This is a genomic window from Herbidospora cretacea (genome assembly GCF_001570605.1).
Lineage (GTDB): Bacteria > Actinomycetota > Actinomycetes > Streptosporangiales > Streptosporangiaceae > Herbidospora > Herbidospora cretacea.
Map to the genome: position 1 here is coordinate 339,408 of NZ_BBXG01000004.1, position 20,853 is coordinate 360,260.

Here is a 20,853-nt window from a genome sequence, read left to right on the forward strand (position 1 = left end):
AACATGGAACTCTTCCGCCACGGCCCCGCCGGGTCCGAGCGCCCCGCCGTCCGCCACGAGGGCCGCGACTACGACCTGACGCCGCTCACCGCCGACCTCGACGGCGACTTCTTCGCGGCCGAGGGCATCGAGCGCGTCGCCGCCGCGCTGGAGGCCGGGGAACTGCCCGAGATCGACACGGCCGGGCGGCGCATCGGCTCGCCCGTCGCCCGGCCCCCGGCGGTGGTGTGCATCGGCATGAACTACGCCGCCCACGCGGCCGAGTCGGGCGCGGCCCCGCCGCCCTACCCGATCGTGTTCCTCAAGCACCCCGGCTGCGTGATCGGCCCCGACGACGACGTGATCCTGCCGCCGAACTCGGTGAAGACCGACTGGGAGGTCGAGCTCGCGGTCGTCATGAAGCGCACCCCCCGCTACCTGAACGACCCCTCCGAGGCGCTCGACTACGTCGCCGGATACGCCCTGTCGAACGACCTGTCCGAGCGCGCCTTCCAGCTGGAGGAGTCGGGCGGCCAGTGGTCGAAGGGCAAGTGCGCCGAGACGTTCAACCCGCTCGGGCCGGTGCTGCGGCCCGCCTCGGAGATCGACCCGACCAAGCTCCAGCTCCGGTCGTGGGTCAACGGCGAGGCGCGGCAGGACTCCAGCACCGCCGACATGGTCTTCTCCGTCGCGGAGATCATCCACCACCTGAGCCACTACATGCTCCTCATGCCGGGCGACGTGATCAGCACCGGCACCCCCGAGGGCGTGGCGCTGTCGGGCCGCTTCCCCTACCTGAAGGTCGGCGACGTCGTGACGATGGAGATCGAGGGTCTCGGCCGCCAGGAGCAGGTGATCGTGGCCTACTGAGGCCCGAAGGTCACCTCCGGGTGGCGCGGCGACGGCCCGTCCAGGAGGGGCTGTCGCCGCCCTCTCAGGTGCAGGTCGAAGAAGGCGGCCACGTAGGCGCGGGTCAGCTCCGCGCCACGGGCCGCCGGCAGCATGCCGGGCAGGGGGTCCAGGCCGATGGCGTCCGCCAGCAGCGGGATGTCGGTGAACGTCTGGTGTTCGGCCCCGGCGACCACGAGCCAGCGTCTCCAGCCGGTCAGCGCCTTCCAGTCGCGGTCCCACGAGTGGTCGGGGCCGCCCGGAACGTGCTCCGGCGTGCCGAGGAACAGGAAGGGCCGGGACAGGCCGCGCGCGGGGACGCGGGCGTGGGTGGTGCCGTCCAGGTCGATCCCGGCGCGGACGCGCGGGTCGGCGACCATGGCAGCGACGGCGGCGGCCCCGCCGATCGACTGGCCCGCCATCCCGGTCCGGCCGAGGTCGATCAGCCCGGGGTACGTCGCGGCCAGCCGGTCGAGGACGAAGGAGACGTCGGCCGCCCGGCCCTGGACCAGCCCGGCGCGGAACCCCGGGTCGTCGGAGAAGTCGCAGGCCAGGCACCCGGCGACCCGCCCGTCGGCCAGCGTCGTGGCGTGGCTCTCGTGGGTGTGGTCGATCGCGGCGACGGCGTAGCCCCGGCTGGCCAGGTCCTCGGCCAGGGACGTGAGGGTGCTCGCCGGTTTGGTGAAGCCGGGGGAGAGCACCACGAGCGGCAGCCCGCGCCCGGCGGGGCCGGCGTCCCTGACGGAATGGGTCCGCGTCCCGCTCAGCGTCTCCGCCCGGGTGACCGCCAGCCCCGATCCGGCCAGGAGCAGCTCGGCCTCCTCGGGCGACATGTAGGGCGCGGGCGGGCCGCCCCGCTTCTCGGCCGGATACCAGAGGGTGACCCTGAGCTCCCTGGCGCGCATGCTCTCGTCCCAGGGGTCGGGACGGGAGGCGTCGGTCAGGTGCAGGACCGTGCTGCCGACCGGACGGCCGCCGGTCGGGGCCGGGAGGGTGACCGGACCGGCGGGCGCGGCCGAGGAGGCGGCGGCCCTGGGCGGTTCGGGCGCGGAGCAGGCGGTCAGGCCCGTGGTGACCAGGGTTGTGGCGGCCAGGATCGCGGCGGCCAGCAGTCGTCTCATCGGGGGTCCGTTCACTGGTGCAGCAGGGTCAGGGCCCGGTCGAGGGCGAGGTCGCGCCCGGCGGCGGCGTCGCGCGCGGTCGGCGGCACGTGATGGTCGGGCGGCACGCCGATCCCGTCGACCACCTCGCGGCCGGGGCCCAGGTGGTGCCGGGTCGGCAGGCTCAGCACGGTGTTGTCCCGCAGCAGGACCTGCCGGGACGCGCCGGGAACCGCCCCGGCCGTCCTGGTGCCGACGAGCGGGCCCGCGCGTAGGTCCCTGACCGCCGAGGCGACGTGCTCGCAGGCCGCCGCGCAGCCGTGGTCGACGAGCACGACCAGGGGCAGGCCGAGCAGGGCGACGGTGTCGTCGGTCCAGTCGCTCTCGCACGCGCCGTCCGGGGCGCACAGGTAGGCGGTGACCGCGCCGTGGACGAACGCGCTCAGCAGCCGGGTCGCCTCCGCGGAGCTGCCGCCGCCGTTGCCGCGCAGGTCCAGCACCACACCGGCTGCCGTCCGTCCGGCGCGCAGCCGGGCGACCGCCCTCAGCGCCCGGTCGGCCGCGCCGGGCGGGAACCCGGTCATCCTCACGTGGACGACGTCGCCGAGCAGCTCCGCCCGCACCACCCGCAGACCGGCCGGGTCCCTCGGGTAGACGCCGGGCGTGAGCGTCACGCTCCAGCGGCGGCCGGTGTCCGGGCGCAGCAGCCGCAGCCGCACCGGCCGGGCGTCCGGATACACGGCGTCGATCTCACCGTCGGCGCTCTCGACGACGTCGCCGGGGCGCAGCCCGGCCGCCCGCGCCGGGCCGCCGTCCACGGCGGTGACGAACAGCGGGGGGAGGGCCGGGTCGCTGGTCCGCAGGCCCAGGCCGTAGCCGTCGCCGTCGTGGTGGTCGGGCGGGACCCGAGGCCGGCGCTCCCAGCGGGCGTGGCCGCCGAGGGCCGCCACCATCCCCTCCAGGACGGCGGCGGCCAGTTCCTCGCGCCGGGCGGGGAGCCGGTCGCCGATCGCCCGGAACCTGGTCTCGAAGGCGGCCCAGTCGGCCGCGCGGTCGCCGGTCAGCGCGGGCATGGCGGCCTCGGGCAGGTCGCGGCCGTCCCGGTTGAGTCTCCGCACGAGAGCGGCGAACCCGGCGGTGAGCAGCTCGGGCGTGCCGGGGACGCAGAAGTAGGCCTGCTCGACGACGTCGATCGTGGTGGGCGTCTCCGGCTCCGGCGGACCCTGGGGCGGCGCGCAGGCCGTGCCGGCCGGGGTTCCGGCTTCGCCGCGCGGGGGAGCGGGCGCGGTGCAGGCCGCCGCCAGCAGCAGGACCAGACCGGCCCCGCCGATCCTCACAGCGATCCTCACAGCGATCTTCACGGCGTTCATGACAGGCGGCTCCGGATCCACCGCAGGCAGAACCCCGCCAGCCCGAGCGTGAGCAGGGCGTAGAGACCCGTCTCGATCCACTGGAAGGGCCAGAAGCGGCCGAGGGGCTGGTAGGAGGCCTGCTGCCGGTAACCGAGCCGGTTGATCGCGTCCAGGCACGGGTGGGCTCCCGGGGTCGCCGCCCCCATCGAGGGCCCGCACGGGCCCGAGGTCGTGGAGATCGGGATCGACCGGGCGACCGTCGACGACGGGCCCGCCAGCCCCTCGGCGGTTCCGGCGCCCAGCCGCCCGGACGGGTCGGCGAGGTCGCTCGACAGGACCCAGGCGCCCGGATGGCCGGGGACGGCCGACGTCCGCAGGAAGACGTGGAGCGAGCCGCCCCGCTCCGCGGCGATCCCGTCGACGTTCTCCCGGCCGAGCTCGAAGGTCCCGGTGACGGGCGGCATCAGATGGGGCCGGACCAGCAGCGGCACGGCTGCCTGGACGGCCACGAAGACGGCCAGCGTGAGCGCCATCGCGGGCAGCGTCCGGCGGACCAGCATGCCCACGGTCACCCCGAGGACGAACGCGAACGCGGCGTACCCCATCGGCGCGATGCCGCGCGCCCCGAACACCACGGGGGCCATCTGCGCCATCTCCGGCACGGCCGACCGGTCGAGCGGCCCCGACCACCAGGTCACCGCCAGGCCGCACACCCCGGCCGCCGCCACGGCCGCCAGGCCGACGATCCCGAGCTTGACCGCCAGCCAGCGGCGGCGGGTGACGCTCTGGTTCCACACCAGCAGATGCGTGCCCGCCTCCAGCTCCCGGGTGACCAGCGGCGCGCCCCAGAACAGCCCGATCAGCGCCGGGACCAGCAGCACGACGAGGGTGAGGCCCAGGAAGAGCAGGTCGTACGCGCCGAAGAACCGGTCGAAGAAGTCGGGACAGGTCTCGGCCGGGACGCAGGCGGCGATCCCGGCGGCGTACTCGCCGGCCAGATCCGGGCCGGTCAGGCCCAGCGCGGTGACGAGGACGACCAGGACGGCGGCCGTCAGCGCGGCCGAGCCGCGGAACTGACGCCAGGTCAGCCAGATCATCGCCCCGCCCCCTCGTGCATCGCGGCCAGGACGACGTCCTCCAGGCCCAGCCCGGGACGGGAGGCCAGCAGCCCGGCCACGTCCCCGGCCAGCCGGACGCGGGAGCCGACGAGCACGATCATGTGGTCGCAGATCCGCTCCAGGTCGGCGACCAGGTGGGAGGAGAGCAGCACGCTCAGCCCGTGGGCGGCGGCGGCCTCGCCCAGCCCCTCCAGGAAGTCGCGGCGGGCCAGCGGGTCGAGGGCGGCGACCGGCTCGTCCAGGATCAGCAGCTCAGGACGCTTGGCCAGGCCCAGGGTCAGGGCGAGCTGGGCCCGCTGGCCGCCCGACAGCCGCCCGGCCCGACGGCCGGGCGCGAGGCCGAGCCGGGCGACGCGCTCCCGGGCCAGGGAGGCGTCCCAGCGCGGGTTGAGCCGGGCCCCCAGCCGCAGGTGCTCGGCGACGGTCAGGCCCGGGTAGACCGGGGTGTCCTGGGCGACGAACCCGACCCTGGCCAGCTGGGCGGGGGTGTTCCCGGGCCGGCCGCCGAGCACGGCGAGGTCGCCCGTGGTCGGCCCGAGCTGGCCGGAGGCCAGCTTCAGCAGCGTGGTCTTGCCGGCTCCGTTGGGTCCCACCAGGCCGACGACGCGGCCCGCCGGGACGGCGACGGTGCACTCGCGCAGCGCCCAGCGCCGGCCGTACTTCCTGCCCAGCGCGTGGGCTTCCAGGACAGCGGTCACGCCATGTCCTCCTGAGACGGTGATCCGATGAGGCAGGGCACCGAACCTAGGCGCCGCCCCCTCGGGCGCGCGTCGGCCTGGACACCGACATCGGGTACCTCCCCGGACCGAGGGGCGGCCGGGTCATCCCTGCGATGTAGGTCCGGACGCCGATGCGGGACGGCCGGGCCCGCGTGATGATGTCCCGGTGGAAACCGGTGAACGACCGTCCTGGTGGCGGCTCCTGCTCGGCCCAGACCGGGAGAGGGCCCGGCCGTCCCGCTGGGCGGTGGCCGCCGACGTGGCGGTCGCGCTGGTCCTGACGTTCGTCGTGATGGCCGTGGCGAAGGATCTGAGCGGCTCGGCCGAGTACCTGTCGCTCCAGCCCGAACCCGACCCCCTCCCTCCGCCGCTTCCCGTGCTCCCGGAGATCCCGGAGATCCCGGAGCTCCCGGACGGGACCGGGCCCGGCAGCCCGCCCCTGTTCCTCGTGGCGCTGACCGCGCTGCCGCTGGCGGCGCGTCGCCGGTATCCGCTCCTGACCTTCTGGGTGGTGCTGGCCGCCGCGCTGGCCACCCAGGCGGCGGTCACCTGGATCACGGTGCTGACCTGTGCCGTCGCCACCTATGGCGCGATCGTGCACGGCCGCAACCGGTTCCTGGCGGTGGGCGGGCTCGTGCTCGCGGTGGTGTTCGCGGGGGTCGCGTTCCGGGACGTCGCGCCCCTGCCGAGCTGGCTGGGGCCGTTCGTGGTGCTGCTGGGCGTCGGCGTGGCCGCGAGTTTCGTCGGCCGGCTGGGCGAACTGCGGCGGGCGCACGAGGAGGCCACCCGCAGAGCCGTCGCGGAGGAGCGCGCCCGGATCGCCGCCGAGCTCCACGACGTGGTGACCCACAATGTCAGCGTGATGGTGATCCAGGCCGGCGCGGCCCGCAAGGTCGTCGACGTGGAGCCGGAGCTGTCGAAACAGGCGCTGCTGGCGATCGAGTCGGGCGGCCGGGCCGCCATGGCCGAACTCCGCCACGTCATGGGCCTGCTCGCCGGGCCCGGCGGCGAACGTCTCGACGGGCCCGCCGACGGGCTCGAACCCCAGCCCGGTCTCGACCGGCTCGACGCCCTGGTGGAGCGGGTGCGCGCCGCCGGGGTGCCGGTCCGCGCCGAGGTGTCCCCGCCCGGCCCGCTGCCGCCGGGCGTCGACCTGGCCGCCTACCGCGTCGTGCAGGAGGCCCTCACCAACACGATCAAGCACGTCCCCGGGGCCGCCGCCTCCGTGCGGATCGGCGGTGACGACGAGTGGCTGGAGATCGAGGTGACCGACACGGGCGGGGCGCGGAGCGCCGGGCTGCGCGCCCCCGGCGGCCGGGGGCTGATGGGGCTGCGCGAGCGGCTCGCCGTCTACGGCGGCACGCTGGAGACCGGGCGGACCGCCGACGGCGGGTTCCGGCTCGCGGCCCGCCTCCCGTGGGGCATGCCATGACCGAGCGGCTGCGCGCCGTCATCGCCGACGACCAGGCCCTCGTCCGCACCGGCTTCCGCATGATCCTCGCCGCCGACGGCATCGAGGTGGCGGCCGAGGCCGCCGACGGGGACGAGGCCGTCGCCGCGGTCCGCCGCACCCGGCCCGACGTCGTGCTCATGGACATCCGCATGCCGCGCGTGGACGGCCTGGAGGCCACCCGGCGCATCATGGCGGGCGGCGCGGGGGACACCCGCGTGCTGATCCTCACCACCTACGACCTCGACCACTATGTCTACGCCGCCCTCGCCGCCGGGGCGAGCGGCTTCCTGCTCAAGGACGTCACCCCCGAGCACCTGGTGGCCGCGATCCGCCTGGTCCGCTCCGGCGACGCCCTCCTCGCGCCCGCCATCACCCGCCGCCTGGTCGAGCGGTTCGCCCGCCGCGACCACGCCCACCCCGCCCTCCACCGCGACCTGGCCCGGCTCACCCCCAGGGAGCTCGACGTGCTGCGCCTGCTGGCCGCCGGCCTGAGCAACGCCGAACTCGCCGACCGGCTGACCCTCAGCGTCGCCACGGTGAAGACCCACGTCGCGCGCATCCTGTCGAAGCTCGGCCTGCGCGACCGGGCCCAGGCTGTGGTGGTCGCCTACGAGACCGGCCTGATCACCCCTGGCGGCGCGGGCCGGTGACTGTTCGGGTGACTGTTCGGGTGCGCCGCTCTCACGCGGCAGACGCCGTCGCGGTGACCGACGAATTCCGCAAGATCACTGATCAGGAGGAAGTGCCGGACACATCGACGCATGAGCTCTGCGAAGCAACTGATCGCTCTGGCCGCTGGGCGTCGATCGGCGCGAACTCGCGGAGGTACGGTTCGACGTCCAGCACCGGCGTGCCATCCAGGGCGTCAAGATCGGCCACGTGGATCGCGCGTCCAGGGCCCGGCAGTCCTATGACGTCGGCGCTGCCCCGGAGGCTCTGATGTGCTGATGTCCTACCCGGCGGGCAGGATGGGCGCGGGAGGTACAGATGAGCGACATCGCGGACGTTCCACCCGCTGTTGTGGGCCGGCTCCGGGTGATCTGCGGGGAGCTGCCCGAGGCGTACGAGGAGCCGGCGTGGATCGGCTTGCGGTGGCGGATCCGCCGGGGGACGTTCCTGCACGTCTACACCACCGACGAGAGGGGGTCGGCGTACATCGATGTGGACGATCCGGCCACCCTGATGACCTTCCGGGCGCCGCCCGGGGAGTTGGCCGCGCTGGCGCATGCCGGCCCTCCGTTCTTCCGGGCCGACTGGGGGGTGAATGTCGTGGGAATGGTGCTGGACGACGAGACGGACTGGGTCGAGGTCGCCGAGCTGGTGACGGACAGCTATTGCGTGCAGGCGCCCCGCCGCCTCGCGTTCCGGCTGAAGGCAGGTGGATGAACCGCCGACCATCTCCCACATTGCCGCTGTACCTCGCCGGTCGGCACCGCGCCCCGGCTGGGCAGTGCGGGTGCGATGAGGGGCTCCGACAGCACGATGGGCCGGTCAAGCGCAGGATCGCGAGATCGCCGTCCATTGCCGGGACGCGCCTTCACTCGGTGCGGGCACCGGCCTCGAGCACGGTGAGGTCGCGGACCGCATACCGGTGATGCTCGGCCTCTTCCTTGCACACCACCGTGAGGCAGCGGCGCACGACGTACTCCTTGTCCGGGTAGGGGTCGGCCGGCTTGCGGCCACATACCCGGTCGAGCTCGGCCTCGGTGAGCTCGTCGACGACCCGGCGCATCGTGGCCATGCGGGCGAGCCGCGGCGCGAGTACCTCCTCGAGCGTCGGGGTGGCATCGAGGGTGAACCCGAGCTTCGCCGATGCTTCGGCCGGCATCCCGCCGGCAGGAAGACCCAACGGGTGGTACGGCGCGTCCTCCTCGAGCACGGCGTTGCCGATCCAGGCATCGCTGGCCATCAGCAGATGCCGCTGCGTCTCGACGAACGACCACTCGCCGTCGACCTGCTCGTGCAGCTTCGCCTCGGGCAGGCGCCTGGCGCGGTCGAGCGTCTCCTCCCATTGCTTCTCGATGGCATCCCAAGCGGCCCGGTATTCGGCGGCGGACGTGGCCTCACGGGCCAGCACCCGGTGGGGATGCAGCCGGTCGAGCTCGGCCTCGACGTAGGCGGTCACGTCGACGTCGTTGACAACGACACGCTCGAAGCCGCCACTGAGGGAGACGTCGCCCCCATAGCAGTCCACGATCTTCAGGCCGGTGATGTCGCAATCGCGAATCTCGAGGCCGGAGAGGTCGCTCAGGTGGATGCGGGCACCACGGAACTGGTCACTTTGGGTGCGCTCAGCAGGCATTGGAACAGTTTCCCGTATCCGTCCCGCCCGTGCCAGGCAATGGCACAACGTGTGCGGGATCGAGCATCTCGACGACCGATCTTGCCCGCACGGTTGAGGGGGTCGGAGTGATCTATCCGGGACTATTCGGGCTGGGGCTTGGTCTGGTGGCGCTTGTCGCGGGCGTACACGACCGCCGGTTTGCCCTCGCCCAGGGTGCGGCGGTCGAGTTCGAACAGGGTCGAGGCGGCGAGCAGGTCGCTGAGCTTGGTGTAGCCGTAGGTGCGGGCGTCGAAGTCGGGCTGCTGCTTGGTGATGATGTGGCCGATGGCGGCCAGGCCCGCCCAGCCGTCGTCGTCGGAGGCCGCCTTCACCGCGTGGCGCAGCAGGTTGACCAGCGCGGTGTCGCCGCGCAGCTTGGCGGTCGAGACGCGCGGGGTCTGCGCGACGGGGGCCTCGGCGAGCGGGGTGGAGGAGTAGCCCAGGTTCTCCAGGTAGACGAACTTGTCGCACGCCGCGACGAACGGCTTGGGGGTCTTGCGCTCGCCGAAGCCGTAGACCGTCAGGCCCGACTCGCGGATGCGGGCGGCCAGGCGGGTGAAGTCGCTGTCGCTGGAGACGAGGCAGAACCCGTCGAAGCGGCCGGTGTAGAGCAGGTCCATCGCGTCGATCACCAGCGCCGCGTCGGTGGCGTTCTTGCCGGTGGTGTAGGCGAACTGCTGGATCGGCTGGATCGACTGGGTGAGCAACTGGGCCTTCCAGCCGCGCAGGCTCGTGCCGGTCCAGTCGCCGTAGGCGCGTTTGACGTGGGCGGTGCCGTAGGTGGCCACCTCGGCGAGGAGGGCCTCGACGATCGTGGGCGGCGCGTTGTCGGCGTCGATGAGCACCGCGAGCTTGGCGGCGTTCTCAGTGGCCATGCCGCTCATCCTGACAGACGCTCAGTAGCGGGCGGCCATCGCGGCGGCGCGGTCGCGCAGGCGGTCGCGCAGCCATTGGGGGGTCAGCGCCTCGGCGTTCGTGGAGAGCTGCCACAGCGCCCATTCGGCGTGCCGGTGGTCCTGGAAGGTCACCTCCAGGCGCAGCCACCCGCCGGGCTCGGCCTCCTCGGCGACGACGGCCAGGGCCGTGCCGACCAGGTCCTCGCGCCGCACCGGGTCGACCCGGACCTCCACGGTGACCTGGTCGCCGCCCGCCCGGAACCGGGTGCCGCGCTCCTGCCAGGCCCGGTCGAGGTCGACCCGGTCGGCCCGCTGGGCGGGTTCGCCGAGCTCCTCGGCGGCCGAGATCCGCGACAGCCGGTAGGTGCGGTCGGCGCCCGACCGCGTGGCCAGCAGGTAGCCCTTCTCGCGTACCGTGACCAGGCCGATCGGGTCGACCGTGCGCCACTCGGGGGGCTGACCGGCCGCCGCGTAGCGGATGCGCAGCCTTCGCCCGGCGAACACCGCGCGCAGGACCCCGGCCACGACTTCGCCGGGGGCCTCCTCGTCGGTGAGGCGGCGGGACAGGAGGTCGGTCTCCGGGTCGATGAGCAGCCGCTCGGCCGCCCCGGCGGCGGTGTCGCGGTAGCTCTCCGGCAGCGCGTCGACCACCTTGAGCATGGCCGAGGCCAGCGCCGAACCGAGGCCGAACGCCTGCGCGCCGCGCCGCGATCCGGCGACCAGCAGCGCGAGCGCCTCGTCGTGGCTCAGCCCGGTGAGCTCGGTCCGGAACCCCGGCAGCAGCGCGAACCCGCCGTGGCGGCCGCGCTCGGCGTAGACCGGGACACCGGCCGCCGACAGCGCCTCGATGTCGCGCAGCACGGTCCGGGTGGAGACCTCCAGCTCCCGCGCCAGGGCCGCCGCGGACAGGCGGCCGTAGCGCCGGAGCAGCAGGACGAGCGAGACCAGCCGGTCGGCGCGCATACGGAGACTCTAGAGAAATACACGACAGAGGATGTCGTGATTTCCCGGGAGGCTGATCGCCATGACAACGAAGCGAACCGCGGTCAACCCCTGGGCCTGGTCGGCGGCACTGGGCTACCACCAGGGCGAGATCGTCTCCGGCCACACCCGGACCCTCTACCTCTCCGGGCAGGCCGCGATGGACGCTTGCGGCAGACCGTGTCACCCCGGCGACATGGCGGCGCAGCTCGCGCTGACCCTCGACAACCTCGAAGCCGTGCTCGGCGAGGCCGGCATGTCGCTGGCCGACCTGGTCCGGCTCACCGTCTACACCACCGACGCCGACCTGCTCCTCGAGCACTACGGCGTGCTGGCCGCGCGGCTGGGCGCCGCCGGGGCCGCGCCGCCCACCACGATGCTGGGCGTGACCCGGCTGGCGATCCCCGGCCTCATGGTGGAGCTGGAGGGGACCGCCGTCTCATGAGGAGGCGCGCAGCCGCGCGTTGAGCCGGGCGGCCTGGCGCGTCAGGTGGTCGCGTTCGGGCAGGCTGGCCGCCTGCCGGGCGGCCTCGGCGTAGAGGCGGGCCGCCGCGGCCGGGTCGCCGTCGCGTTCGCGCAGGTAGGCGGCGACAGCGGTGTACCGGGGGAGCGCGGGGTCGAGCTCGGCCAGGGCGGCCAGCCCGGCCCGCGCGCCGTCGGCCTCGCCGACCGCGACGGCCCGGTTGAGACGGGCCACCGGGCTGCCGGTGAGGCGCACCAGCTCGTCGTACCACTCGACGATCTGCACCCAGTCGGTCTCCTGCGCCGACCGGGCGTCGGCGTGCAGCGCGGCGACGGCGGCCTGGGCCTGGAACTCGCCGAGCCGGTCGCGGGCGAGGGCGGCCTGGAGCACGTCGACGCCCTCGGCGATCAGGCGGGTGTCCCACCGGCCCCGGTCCTGCTCGGCCAGCGGCACGAGGCTCCCGTCGGGGGCGGTCCTGGCCGCCCGCCGCGCGTGGTGGAGCAGCATCAGGGCGAGCAGGCCCGCCACCTCCTCGTGCCTGGTCATCGCGGCGAGCTGGCGGGTCAGCCGGATCGCCTCGTCGGCGAGGTCGACGTCACCGGAGTAGCCCTCGTTGAAGACCAGGTAGAGCACCCGCAGCACGGTGGCGACGTCGCCCGCCTGGTCGAACCGCACCCCGGAGACCGACCGCTTGGCCCTGCTGATGCGCTGGGCCATGGTCGCCTCCGGCACGAGGTAGGCCCGCGCGATCTGCCGCGTGGTCAGGCCGCCGACCGCCCGCAGCGTGAGCGCGACGGCCGACGCCGGGGTCAGCGACGGGTGGGCGCACAGGAAGTAGAGCCGGAGCGTGTCGTCGGCCGCCTCACCCGGGCCGGGCGCGGGCTCGCTCTCGACGCGGATCTCGCGCAGCCGCCGCGAGGTCTCGGCGCGGGCGGCGTCGAGGAACTTGCGCCAGGCCACCGTGACCAGCCAGCCCTTGGGGTCGCGCGGCGACTCGCCCGCCCCGCCGCGCACGGCCTCGACCAGGGCCTCCTGCACGGCGTCCTCGGCCGAGGCGAAGTCGGCCCCCCGGCGGACGAGGACCCCGATCACCACGGGCACCAGCTCCCGCAGCAGCGCCTCGTTCACTCGATGACCGTGGGCAGGCAGGTCAGGAACGGCCGCACCTCAAGCCATTCGTTGATCGGCTCGCCGCCCGCGCCCGGGGCGGCGGACAGCTCGCCGGCCAGTTCGAGCGCCCGCTCGTAGCTGTCGACGTCGATCACCGTCCATCCGGCGATCAGGTCCTTGGTCTCGGCGAAGGGGCCGTCGGTGACCGGCGGGCGGCCCTCGCCGTCGCCCCGGACGAAGGTCCCCTCCGGCCGGAGCGCCTGGTGCTCGACGAGCTCGCCCGTCTCCTCCAGCCGGGCGGCGAAGTCGTTCATGTACCGCACGTGGGCGGCGAGCTCCTCCGGCGTCCACCGGTCCATCGGCACGTCGTTGACCGCCGCCGGCGCGCCCCGGTAGTGCTTGAGCAGCAGGTATTTGGCCATGTTCGTTCTCCTCCGTGGGACAGGCCCATTGTGGCCGGGTTCAGGGTGACGGCGGAACCGGGCGCTCGGCCCGCCGCCGGACCAGTTCCTCGACGGCGCTGGGCAGCGTCGTCTCGAAGTCGATCAGCTTGGCCCAGGTCGGGGTCACCACGATCCGGACCATGCCGTCGACGTAGAGGGAGCGCACCTCGGCCTCCCACTCGACCCGCTGCTCGGGCGTCATCTCGTAGGTGCTGGTGGTCTGGAGGTACTCGTCGGGGATGCCGTCGACGTAGTCGAGTTCGGCCCGGCCCCGGATGAGCAGGATCTTGGGCGGGTGTGACTCGGTGTCGATCGTCAGCGCGACCATCGGGTTCGCCCGCAGCGCCGCGAGCTTCGGCGCGTTCTTCGGGGTGCTCATGACGATCTCCGCGCCGTTCCAGGCGAAGATGATCGGAATCGTGCGCGGGGTGCCGTCCTGGGCGACGTAGGCCAGGCGGGTCAGGTCGCGGGCCAGCAGTTCCCGGCTGAGCGGCCGGTTCAGGATCTCGGTGATCTCGTACGCCTGCACGGTGGTCCCTCTCGTCGTGGTGTCGCGTTCCTCACCCAGGACGGAGCCGTCACCGCGTTCTCGACACGGCGGGCGACATCACTTCCGGAGACAGGAAGATCACTTAGAGTGATCATCATGAAGAAGATCATTCTCACCTCCGCGCTCGCCGCCGCCTTCACCCTCGGCACCGCGGGCGCCGCTCTCGCCTCGCAGTACGTCGCCTACGAGTTCCCCGGCTTCGCCGGACGGAGCGTCGTCATCAGCGCGTGCGGCATGTCGAACATCCCGTTCCACGGCTCCTACAAGTGGTACGGCGACGGTCAGAGCGGGCGGATGTACAACCAGCCCAACGCGCAGGGCGTGGCCCACTTCACCCTGGACAGCGCCCGCAACGCCGAGCAGCGCACCCCTGTGGGATGGCAGAGCATCTTCATCGTGTGCTGACTCGTACGATGACGGAATGAAGATCGTCGTACTGGACGACTACCAGCGCGTGGCCCGTGACCTGGGCGGTTTCGACTCCTTGCCGGACGCCGAGGTCGAGGTGCTGCACGAGCACATCGCCGGCCCCGGCGACCTGGCCGACGCGCTGCGCGGGGCGGAGGTCGTCGTCTCGATGCGGGAACGCACCCCGTTCCGGGCCGATACCTTCGCCCGCCTGCCGGACCTGCGCCTGCTGGTGACCACGGGCATGGTGAACGCCGCCATCGATCTGGCGGCGGCCGCCGCCCACGGCGTCACGGTCAGCGGCACGACCGCGACCGGATCGGCCAAGAGCTCCGCCACCGCCGAGCTGACCTGGGCGCTGATCCTGGCCTGCCGCCGCCACGTCGTCACCGAGGACCGGGCGCTGCGCGAGGGCCGCTGGCAGACCACCCTCGGCGCCGACCTGGCCGGGACCACCCTGGGCGTGCTCGGGCTCGGCCGGCTGGGCACGCAGGTGGCCAGGATCGGCCAGGCCTTCGACATGCGGGTGATCGCGTGGAGCGAGAACCTGACCCCCGAGCGGGCCGCCGGCGCCGGGGCGACCTGGGTGCCCAAGGACGAGCTGTTCGCCGCGAGCGACGTCCTGTCCGTCCACCTCAAGCTCGGCGACCGGACCACCGGTCTGGTCGGCAGGGCAGAACTGGCCGCCATGAAGGCCTCGGCGATCCTGGTCAACACCTCGCGCGGCCCGATCGTCGACGAGAACGCCCTGGTCACCGCGTTGAACGGCGGCTGGATCGCCGGGGCGGGGCTCGACGTCTACGGCATCGAGCCGCTGCCGCTGAGCGACCCGCTGAGATACACGCCCAACACCGTGCTCCTGCCGCACCTCGGATACGTCACCGAAGCGGGATACCGCGCGATGTACACCCAGGCGGTCGAGGACATCGCGGCCTGGCGCGCCGGGTCGCCCATTCGCGTTATGGCCGCCGAATGAAACCCCATTTTGATCGGGTTGACAGCGTTATTCATGAACCTTTCAGAATAGGCGTCTCACCAGGCGGGACCCCTCTTTCTCGCACCTGTGTTTCTGATTTATGAACGGCGTGACAAGTTGTTCACACCGAAAGGAAACCCATGTCGCGATTATCGAGGGTCCTGCTGGGCGTGCTCGTCGCCCTGGGCCTCGTCCAGGTCGCCGCCGCCCCGGCGCAGGCCGCCGTGCCCAACCGGTGGGGGTACGCCTACGTCAACATCCCGTCGGGGGTCCCCAGCCTTGCCCACCAGGCTGGAAGCTGGCCGGCGGGGTTCAACGTCAGCGTCACCCCCGGCGTGCCGGGCGAGACGGTCGTCCGGTTCCCGCAGATCGCCGGGCCGGGCGGCGTCGTGCACGCCACCGCCGTGTACGACGGGCCGGTCATCTGCCAGGTCGCCAAGTGGATGCCGGTCGGCACCGACATCGTCGCCCTCGTGCGGTGTCACCAGTTCGGCACCGGCACCCCGCAGGCCGTGCCGTTCACCGTCACCTACTCCGAGAGCTCCGGGGCGATGGGCGGACCGGCCACGGCGGCCTTCGGCTACATCCACTACAACGCCGGGATCATCAGCCAGTACAACTCGGCGGGGGCGGCCAACATCGTCTCCGTCCTCGGCGTCGGCTGGTACAAGGTGACCCTGCCCGGACTCGGCTTCACCGCCCCCGCCGGGAACATCCAGGTCACCGCGGTCAACGATCTCGTGCCGGCCAGGTGCAAGGTCGTGGCGTGGTCGCCGGGGACCGCCGCGCAGCAGGCCGAGGTGCGCTGCTTCAACGCGGCCAACGCCGCGCAGAACTCCGGCTTCAGCTTCACCTACCAGCGGGAACGCAACATCAACGGCCGCTGGGTGCCGCCGAAGGCGTTCGCGTACACCTTCGACCACACCCCGGCCAACCCCGGGCCGTACGCGCCCGCGCCGGTCGGCGTGAACTACAACTCCCAGGGCGCGGTCAACACGGTCCAGAGTTCCGGGCTCGGACTCCGGCTGGTCACCTTCCCGAAGGTCGGATATCCGATCGACCACGTGCAGGTGACGGCGTTCGGCAACACGCCGGCGTACTGCAACCTCCAGACGGTGTGGCTCACCAGCGGCGGCGTGGCGTACGTGCGCAACGTGGTCTGCTGGAACAGCACGACGAGGGCCAACAACGCCTCGTTCGTGTCGTACACCTCCACGCAGTGACGAACTAGCCGGCGGGGCGAGGTCCCGGACTCGTCCCGCCCTACGGCACGCGGAGTAGCGCGGGAATACCGCTCAGCGCCGATGAGCGGGGTCCGGCTCCCTTCGTAGGGTCGGGCCCCATGATCTCCTTCACCGCCCTGATCGCGACCGTGCTCGCGCTGGGGACGCCCACCGCGCACCCGCCCGTCCACCAGTACCTGGGGACGTGGAACTACGACCAGCCCGACCGCGCGTCCATGCGGAACGTCGCGGTCATCGGGTCGGTCCCGCCGATCCACGTCCCGCAGATCGGTGACATCGTCTTCACCCGGTCGGCCACCGGCGTCACCGGCCGCACCGACCAGGGATGCACCTGGACGTTCGCGGTGCGCCGCGCCTCGCTGGAGCTCGACCCGCCGTCGCAGAACTGCTTCAACCGGGTCATCGGGTCCTCGTACACGATCACCCGGTGGTCGGTCACCGTGGCGGGGAACCGCGAGCGCGAGACCATCGAGGCCGTCAGCCACCAGCCCACCGGCGACTACGCCTTCCGGCTGGAGGAGGGCAGCCGGACCAGGGCCGCCAAGGGGCCCACGGTGCGGTTCGCGGGAAGCTGGCGGTACGACCCGGCCGACCCGGCGACTCGGGTGAACATCCTCACCACCCGCTATCCCGACCGGATGACGCAGACGCCGCGGCAGGGGGTCGTCACGTTCGCCAAGGGGCCGGGGAACGTGCTGACCGCCCGTACCGAGGACGGCTGCGCGTGGCGGCTGACCGCGCGCGGGAACACCGCCAGGCTCGACCCGGCCGAGCAGACCTGCCAGGGCACCAGGCTGACGTTCTGGACGGTCGCCGGAGACGGCGAGCGGCAGGCGTCGATCCTGGCCGGGACGGCCGCCGACGGCGGGAACTTCCTGCTCAGCGTGGGCAGCCTGACCCGTCAGCGGTAGGGGCGGAAGAACGCGCGCAGCTCCTCGGCGTAGAGCTCGGGCTCCTCGAAGGCCGCGAAGTGGCCGCCGCGCGGGGGCTCGGTCGCCCGCACGGTGTTCGCCACCCGGTCGAGCCACGCCCGGGGCGGCCGGACGACGTCACCCGCGAAGATCGCGAAACCCGACGGCGTCTCGACCCTGCGGGCGTGCTGCGCGGGCGGGATCGCGGCGTTGGCGCGGTACATGCGCATCGACGAGCCGATCGTCCCGGTGAGCCAGTAGATGGTGAGGTTGGTGAGGATCTCGTCCCTGGTGAGCCGCCGGTCGCTCCACGATTCGAGCTTCTCGACGATCCACGCGGCCAGCCCGGCCGGCGAGTCGTTGAGCCCGACGGCCGCCGTCTGCGGCTTGGTCCGGTGGACGGCGGCGTAGGCGCCCTCGTCGCGGCCCCACGCCGTGGCCTCCTCGATCCAGGCGCGCTCCTCGGGCGCGAGCTCGGCCGGGTCGCCGAGGAAGATCGGCAGCCCCGCGTCGGTGCGGTGGACCGCCACCACCCGATGGGAGTGGTCGAGCGCGAGGTAGCGGCTCACATGGCTGCCGATGTCCCCGCCCGCCGCGCCGAACCGCGGGTAGCCCAGCGAGTACATGAGGTCGGCCCACAGCTCGGCGACGGCGACGGCGTCCAGGGCGGGACTCGGGATGTCGGAGTAGCCGAAACCCGGCACGTCGGGCACCACGACGTCGAACGCGTCGGCGGGGTCGGCGCCGTGCGCGCCGGGGTCGGTCAGCAGCGGGATGACCTTCGAGTAGCGCCAGAACGAGTCGGGCCAGCCGTGGGTGAGCACCAGCGGCAGCACCGGACCGGCGGGCGCGACCGCCTTGGCGTGCACGTAGTGGATCCGCAGGCCGCCGACCTCGACGCGGTAGCGGGGCAGCGCGTTGAGTGCCGCCTCCTGGGCCCGCCAGTCGAACCCGTCGGCCCAGTAGGCGACCAGCTCACGGAGGTAGCCGAGGTCGGTCCCGATGGACCACCCGGCGTCCTCGGGGCTGTCGGGCCAGCGGGTGGCGCGCAGGCGGGTCCGGAGGTCCTCCAGGGCCTCGTCACTGGCCTGCGGGCTGAACGACTCAGGAGGGAACATGATCCGCATCGTACTAAAAAACCGGAAAAGAACGCTGTGACCTGGACATGTGGCGCTTCGCGGGCGGGCACGCGCACCTCGTGAGAGTGGTCGTCGATCTGACGCGGTGCCAGGGCTACGGCCAGTGCGTGTTCCTCGCGCCCGAGGTCTTCCGGATGCGCGAAGAAGTTCTCCTGTACGACCTGGAACCCGCCGCCGACCAGCGCGAACACCTGCTGCGGGCGGCGGCGGCCTGCCCCGTCCAGGCCATCCACCTCGACTCGGTGGCCCCCACGGAGCCGGGGGAGAGCACGTACACGGGGAAGATCGTCATCGTCGGCGGGTCGCTTGCCGGGGCGCGGGCGGCCGAGACGCTGCGCCGGGAGGGCTTCGCCGGGCCGCTGACGGTGGTCAGCGAGGAGGAGGGCGAGCCCTACGACCGGCCGCCCCTGTCCAAGCAGGTCCTCACCGGCCAGGTCCCGCCCGAGCACACCCGGCTGCCCCGGGTCCGCGAGCTCGACGCCGAGTGGCTGGCCGGGACCCCGGCCTCCGGGCTCGACGTGGCGGCGAAACGGGTGCTGCTGGCCGACGGCCGCGAGGTCGGGTTCGACCGGGTCCTGCTGGCCACCGGCACCCGCGCCCGTCCGTGGCAGAACGAGGCCGAGGCCGCGCTGAAGGGCGTCCACACGCTGCGCTCGGCCCACGACGCGGGCGCGCTGCGCGAGGCGCTGGCGGCCGGGCCGGAACGGGTGCTGATCCTGGGCGCGGGCTTCACCGGCAGCGAGATCGCCTCGGTCTGCCGCGAGCTCGGCCTGCCGGTGACGCTCGTGGAGCGCGGGCCCGCGCCGCTGTTCGGCGCCCTGGGCGGGGTGCTCGGCGACGTCGCCGCCCAGATGCAGCGCGACCACGGAGTCGACCTGCGCTGCGACACGACCGTCACCGCCCTGGAGGGCGACGCCGACGGCCGGCTGCGCGGGGCCCGCCTGTCCGACGGGACCACGATCGAGGCCGACGTCGCCGTCGTCGCGCTCGGCTCGGTCCGCAACGTCGAGTGGCTGCGCGGCTCGGGGCTGGCCGCCGGGGTGTGGGGCGTGACCTGCGACGCGGGCTGCCGCGCCATCGACGTCAACGGCCTGGTCCTGGACGACGTCTTCGTGGCGGGCGACATCGCGCGGTTCCCGCACCCGGTGTACCAGTACCAGTTCATGACCCTGGAGCACTGGGGCAACGCGGTCGCCCAGGGCGAGATCGCGGCCCACAACATGATCAGCGACCAGGCCCACCGCTGGCCCCACCTGGCCGTGCCGGTCTTCTGGTCGAGCCAGTTCGGGGTCAACGTCAAGTCGGTCGGCGTGCCGACGTTCGCCGACGAGATCGCGATCGTGCAGGGCTCGACGGCCGAGCGCCGGTTCGTGGCCGCCTACGGCTACCAGGGCCGTATCACCGCCGCCGTCACCTTCGACCAGGGCATGTGGCTGGAGCACTACCAGCGGCTGATCGAGCAGGCCGCCCCGTTCCCGCCCGGCGACGCGAAGGCGGAACCCGCGCGGGTGCCCGAACGGCTGTCCGCCGGGGCCGCGGCGACCGTCGTCGTGACCGGCCACGACCCGGCCGAACGGCGGGTCTCCCTGATCCACACGCCCGGAGGCGTCACGTCATGACCTGCCCCTTCCAGCGGATTCTCGACCCGTCGCACCGCGCGAACCCGTATCCGCTGTTCGACGAGCTGCGCGCCACCCCGGTCGCGCGCCAGGACGACGGCACGTACGTCGTCAGCACCTACCGCGAGATCGTCGCCCTCCTGCACGACCCGCGCGTCAGCTCCACCCGCCGCTCCCTGCGCGACCCGGCCTTCATCGGCCTCGACCCGCCCGAGCACGACCGGCTGCGCCACCTCGCCATGCGCCACTTCGGCCCGCCGCACAACCCCGGCAAGATCGACGCGCTGCGGCCGGACATGCTGGCCATCACGACCGGACTCGTCGACGCCCTCGCGGGCAGGCAGCGGGCCGACCTGGTCGACGAGGTCGCCTACCCGCTGCCGGTGGCGATGATCTGCCGCCTGCTCGGCGTGCCCCGCGAGGACGAGTCGACGTTCCACGCCTGGGCCGACCGGCTGATCGAGCTGATCGGGCCGGGCGACGACGACGACGCCGAGCGGGAACGCGAACGCCAGGAGGTGGCCGACAAGCTCGACCGCTACCTGGAGGGGCTGGTCGAGGAGCGCCGCCGCGAACCCGCCGACGACATGCTGTCGGGCCTCATCGCCGACGGCGGGATGAGCCAGGGGCAGATCGTCAGGACCGGCGTCCTGCTGCTGATCGCCGGGCACGAGACCACGATCAACCTGATCGCCAACGGCATGCTCACGTTCCTGCGCAACCCGGACGTGCTGGCCCGCGTCCACGACGACCCGGAGCTGATCATCCCGGCGGTGGAGGAGCTGCTCCGCTTCGAACCGCCGGTCCAGTTCATCTCCTCGCGGGTGGCCCTGGCGGACATCGCCGTCGGCGGCGTCACCATCCCGGCCGGCGCTCCGATCGTGCTGGCCCTGGCGGCGGGCAGCCGCGACCCCGGCCACGTGGCCGACCCGGACACCTTCTCGCTCGACCGGCCCCGCAACGAGCACCTGGGCTTCGGCGGCGGCGTCCACTACTGCTTCGGCGCGCCGCTGGCCCGGCTGGAGGCGCAGATCGCGCTGACCGAACTGGTCCGCCGCCTGCGCAACCCGAGGCTGGTCACCGACCCGCCGCCGTACCGCCCGAGCGCGCTGCTGCGCGGCCCGCGCCACCTCCTGGTCGAGTACGACGAGATCCTGCCCGCGCGCTGAGGACGCATGATG

At 73.2% G+C, this 20,853-nt stretch carries 22 protein-coding genes; 11 read left to right on the forward strand and 11 right to left on the reverse strand.

The genetic code is table 11. From position 1 onward, the window contains the following. Positions 1-3 precede the first annotated feature (3 nt). The gene (locus AW270_RS09715) at positions 4-849 is read left to right on the forward strand and encodes a fumarylacetoacetate hydrolase family protein (protein ID WP_061292988.1); all 846 of its coding nucleotides are present in this window, start codon (positions 4-6) and stop codon (positions 847-849) included. Here the strand turns inward: AW270_RS09715 and AW270_RS09720 are convergent. The 4 genes from AW270_RS09720 to AW270_RS09735 are packed head-to-tail and all read right to left on the reverse strand — an operon-like array spanning position 843 to position 5,135. Further along, entirely contained in the window at positions 843-1,988 is a 1,146-nt protein-coding gene (locus AW270_RS09720) for an alpha/beta hydrolase family protein (RefSeq protein WP_082801429.1), read from the reverse strand. The two genes, AW270_RS09715 and AW270_RS09720, sit on opposite strands and share 7 nt — an antisense overlap. A gap of 11 nt (positions 1,989-1,999) precedes the next feature. Next, a complete protein-coding gene (locus AW270_RS09725) occupies positions 2,000-3,316 on the reverse strand; it encodes a S41 family peptidase (protein ID WP_245674644.1) in 1,317 nt (438 codons plus the stop codon). Positions 3,317-3,333: 17 nt separating this feature from the next. Next, positions 3,334-4,416 carry an ABC-2 membrane transporter-related protein gene (locus AW270_RS09730; protein ID WP_061292991.1) on the reverse strand — a complete coding sequence of 361 codons (1,083 nt, stop codon included), beginning with the start codon at positions 4,414-4,416 and terminating at the stop codon, positions 3,334-3,336. Next, complete coding sequence (locus AW270_RS09735) at positions 4,413-5,135, reverse strand: ABC transporter ATP-binding protein (protein ID WP_061292993.1); 723 nt, start codon at positions 5,133-5,135, stop codon at positions 4,413-4,415. Before AW270_RS09735 ends, AW270_RS09730 begins: the two co-directional genes overlap by 4 nt. A gap of 187 nt (positions 5,136-5,322) precedes the next feature. Between AW270_RS09735 and AW270_RS09740 the strand changes: the two genes are divergently transcribed. The 3 genes from AW270_RS09740 (at position 5,323) to AW270_RS09750 (ending at position 7,995) form a co-directional block, all read left to right on the forward strand. Beyond that, positions 5,323-6,588 (forward strand): sensor histidine kinase, encoded by a 1,266-nt coding sequence (locus tag AW270_RS09740; protein WP_061292995.1) that lies wholly within the window; start codon positions 5,323-5,325, stop codon positions 6,586-6,588. After that, positions 6,585-7,259 carry a response regulator gene (locus AW270_RS09745; RefSeq protein WP_061292997.1) on the forward strand — a complete coding sequence of 225 codons (675 nt, stop codon included), beginning with the start codon at positions 6,585-6,587 and terminating at the stop codon, positions 7,257-7,259. The genes AW270_RS09740 and AW270_RS09745 overlap by 4 nt, the downstream gene beginning before the upstream one ends. Positions 7,260-7,596: 337 nt before the next feature. Further along, positions 7,597-7,995, forward strand: coding sequence for an MmcQ/YjbR family DNA-binding protein (locus AW270_RS09750; protein ID WP_061292999.1), 399 nt, complete (start codon positions 7,597-7,599; stop codon positions 7,993-7,995). Between the two features lie 151 nt (positions 7,996-8,146). Here AW270_RS09750 and AW270_RS09755 read toward each other — a convergent pair whose 3' ends face one another. From AW270_RS09755 to AW270_RS09765, 3 genes are all read right to left on the reverse strand, one after another. Further along, on the reverse strand, positions 8,147-8,911 hold the full coding sequence (locus tag AW270_RS09755; protein WP_061293000.1) for a DinB family protein: 765 nt from the start codon (positions 8,909-8,911) through the stop codon (positions 8,147-8,149). Between the two features lie 122 nt (positions 8,912-9,033). Continuing rightward, positions 9,034-9,807, reverse strand: coding sequence for an NYN domain-containing protein (locus AW270_RS09760; RefSeq protein WP_061293002.1), 774 nt, complete (start codon positions 9,805-9,807; stop codon positions 9,034-9,036). A 21-nt stretch (positions 9,808-9,828) separates the two neighbouring features. Then, the gene (locus AW270_RS09765) at positions 9,829-10,791 is read right to left on the reverse strand and encodes a helix-turn-helix transcriptional regulator (protein WP_061293004.1); all 963 of its coding nucleotides are present in this window, start codon (positions 10,789-10,791) and stop codon (positions 9,829-9,831) included. Between the two features lie 61 nt (positions 10,792-10,852). Here AW270_RS09765 and AW270_RS09770 point away from each other — a divergent pair, with 61 nt between their 5' ends. Further along, positions 10,853-11,254: a RidA family protein gene (locus AW270_RS09770; protein WP_061293006.1), complete on the forward strand. Its 402-nt coding sequence runs from the start codon at positions 10,853-10,855 to the stop codon at positions 11,252-11,254. Here AW270_RS09770 and AW270_RS09775 read toward each other — a convergent pair. Genes AW270_RS09775 through AW270_RS09785 form a run of 3 tightly spaced genes read right to left on the reverse strand, consistent with a single transcriptional unit; the run spans position 11,249 to position 13,354 of the window. Beyond that, positions 11,249-12,400 (reverse strand): RNA polymerase sigma factor, encoded by a 1,152-nt coding sequence (locus AW270_RS09775; RefSeq protein ID WP_061293007.1) that lies wholly within the window; start codon positions 12,398-12,400, stop codon positions 11,249-11,251. The genes AW270_RS09770 and AW270_RS09775 overlap by 6 nt on opposite strands. Further along, on the reverse strand, positions 12,397-12,804 hold the full coding sequence (locus tag AW270_RS09780) for a YciI family protein (RefSeq protein ID WP_061293009.1): 408 nt from the start codon (positions 12,802-12,804) through the stop codon (positions 12,397-12,399). The genes AW270_RS09775 and AW270_RS09780 overlap by 4 nt, the downstream gene beginning before the upstream one ends. A gap of 40 nt (positions 12,805-12,844) precedes the next feature. After that, the gene (locus tag AW270_RS09785; RefSeq protein ID WP_061293012.1) at positions 12,845-13,354 is read right to left on the reverse strand and encodes a pyridoxamine 5'-phosphate oxidase family protein; all 510 of its coding nucleotides are present in this window, start codon (positions 13,352-13,354) and stop codon (positions 12,845-12,847) included. Positions 13,355-13,471: 117 nt separating this feature from the next. Between AW270_RS09785 and AW270_RS09790 the strand changes: the two genes are divergently transcribed. The 4 genes from AW270_RS09790 (at position 13,472) to AW270_RS09805 (ending at position 16,914) form a co-directional block, all read left to right on the forward strand. Then, positions 13,472-13,780 carry a MiAMP1 family antimicrobial peptide gene (locus AW270_RS09790; RefSeq protein WP_157521788.1) on the forward strand — a complete coding sequence of 103 codons (309 nt, stop codon included), beginning with the start codon at positions 13,472-13,474 and terminating at the stop codon, positions 13,778-13,780. Between the two features lie 16 nt (positions 13,781-13,796). Then, entirely contained in the window at positions 13,797-14,759 is a 963-nt protein-coding gene (locus AW270_RS09795) for a D-2-hydroxyacid dehydrogenase family protein (protein WP_061293016.1), read from the forward strand. 140 nt (positions 14,760-14,899) lie between these two features. Further along, the gene (locus AW270_RS09800) at positions 14,900-15,982 is read left to right on the forward strand and encodes a hypothetical protein (RefSeq protein ID WP_063819149.1); all 1,083 of its coding nucleotides are present in this window, start codon (positions 14,900-14,902) and stop codon (positions 15,980-15,982) included. A gap of 119 nt (positions 15,983-16,101) precedes the next feature. Further along, on the forward strand, positions 16,102-16,914 hold the full coding sequence (locus AW270_RS09805) for a hypothetical protein (RefSeq protein ID WP_061293021.1): 813 nt from the start codon (positions 16,102-16,104) through the stop codon (positions 16,912-16,914). Here the strand turns inward: AW270_RS09805 and AW270_RS09810 are convergent. Then, on the reverse strand, positions 16,905-18,032 hold the full coding sequence (locus tag AW270_RS09810) for an epoxide hydrolase family protein (RefSeq protein ID WP_218009144.1): 1,128 nt from the start codon (positions 18,030-18,032) through the stop codon (positions 16,905-16,907). The genes AW270_RS09805 and AW270_RS09810 overlap by 10 nt on opposite strands. A gap of 47 nt (positions 18,033-18,079) precedes the next feature. Here AW270_RS09810 and AW270_RS09815 point away from each other — a divergent pair, with 47 nt between their 5' ends. Next, complete coding sequence (locus AW270_RS09815) at positions 18,080-19,672, forward strand: FAD-dependent oxidoreductase (protein WP_245674645.1); 1,593 nt, start codon at positions 18,080-18,082, stop codon at positions 19,670-19,672. Next, positions 19,669-20,841, forward strand: a complete 1,173-nt coding sequence (locus tag AW270_RS09820) for a cytochrome P450 (protein WP_061293024.1) — start codon at positions 19,669-19,671, stop codon at positions 20,839-20,841. The genes AW270_RS09815 and AW270_RS09820 overlap by 4 nt, the downstream gene beginning before the upstream one ends. Positions 20,842-20,853 lie beyond the last annotated feature (12 nt).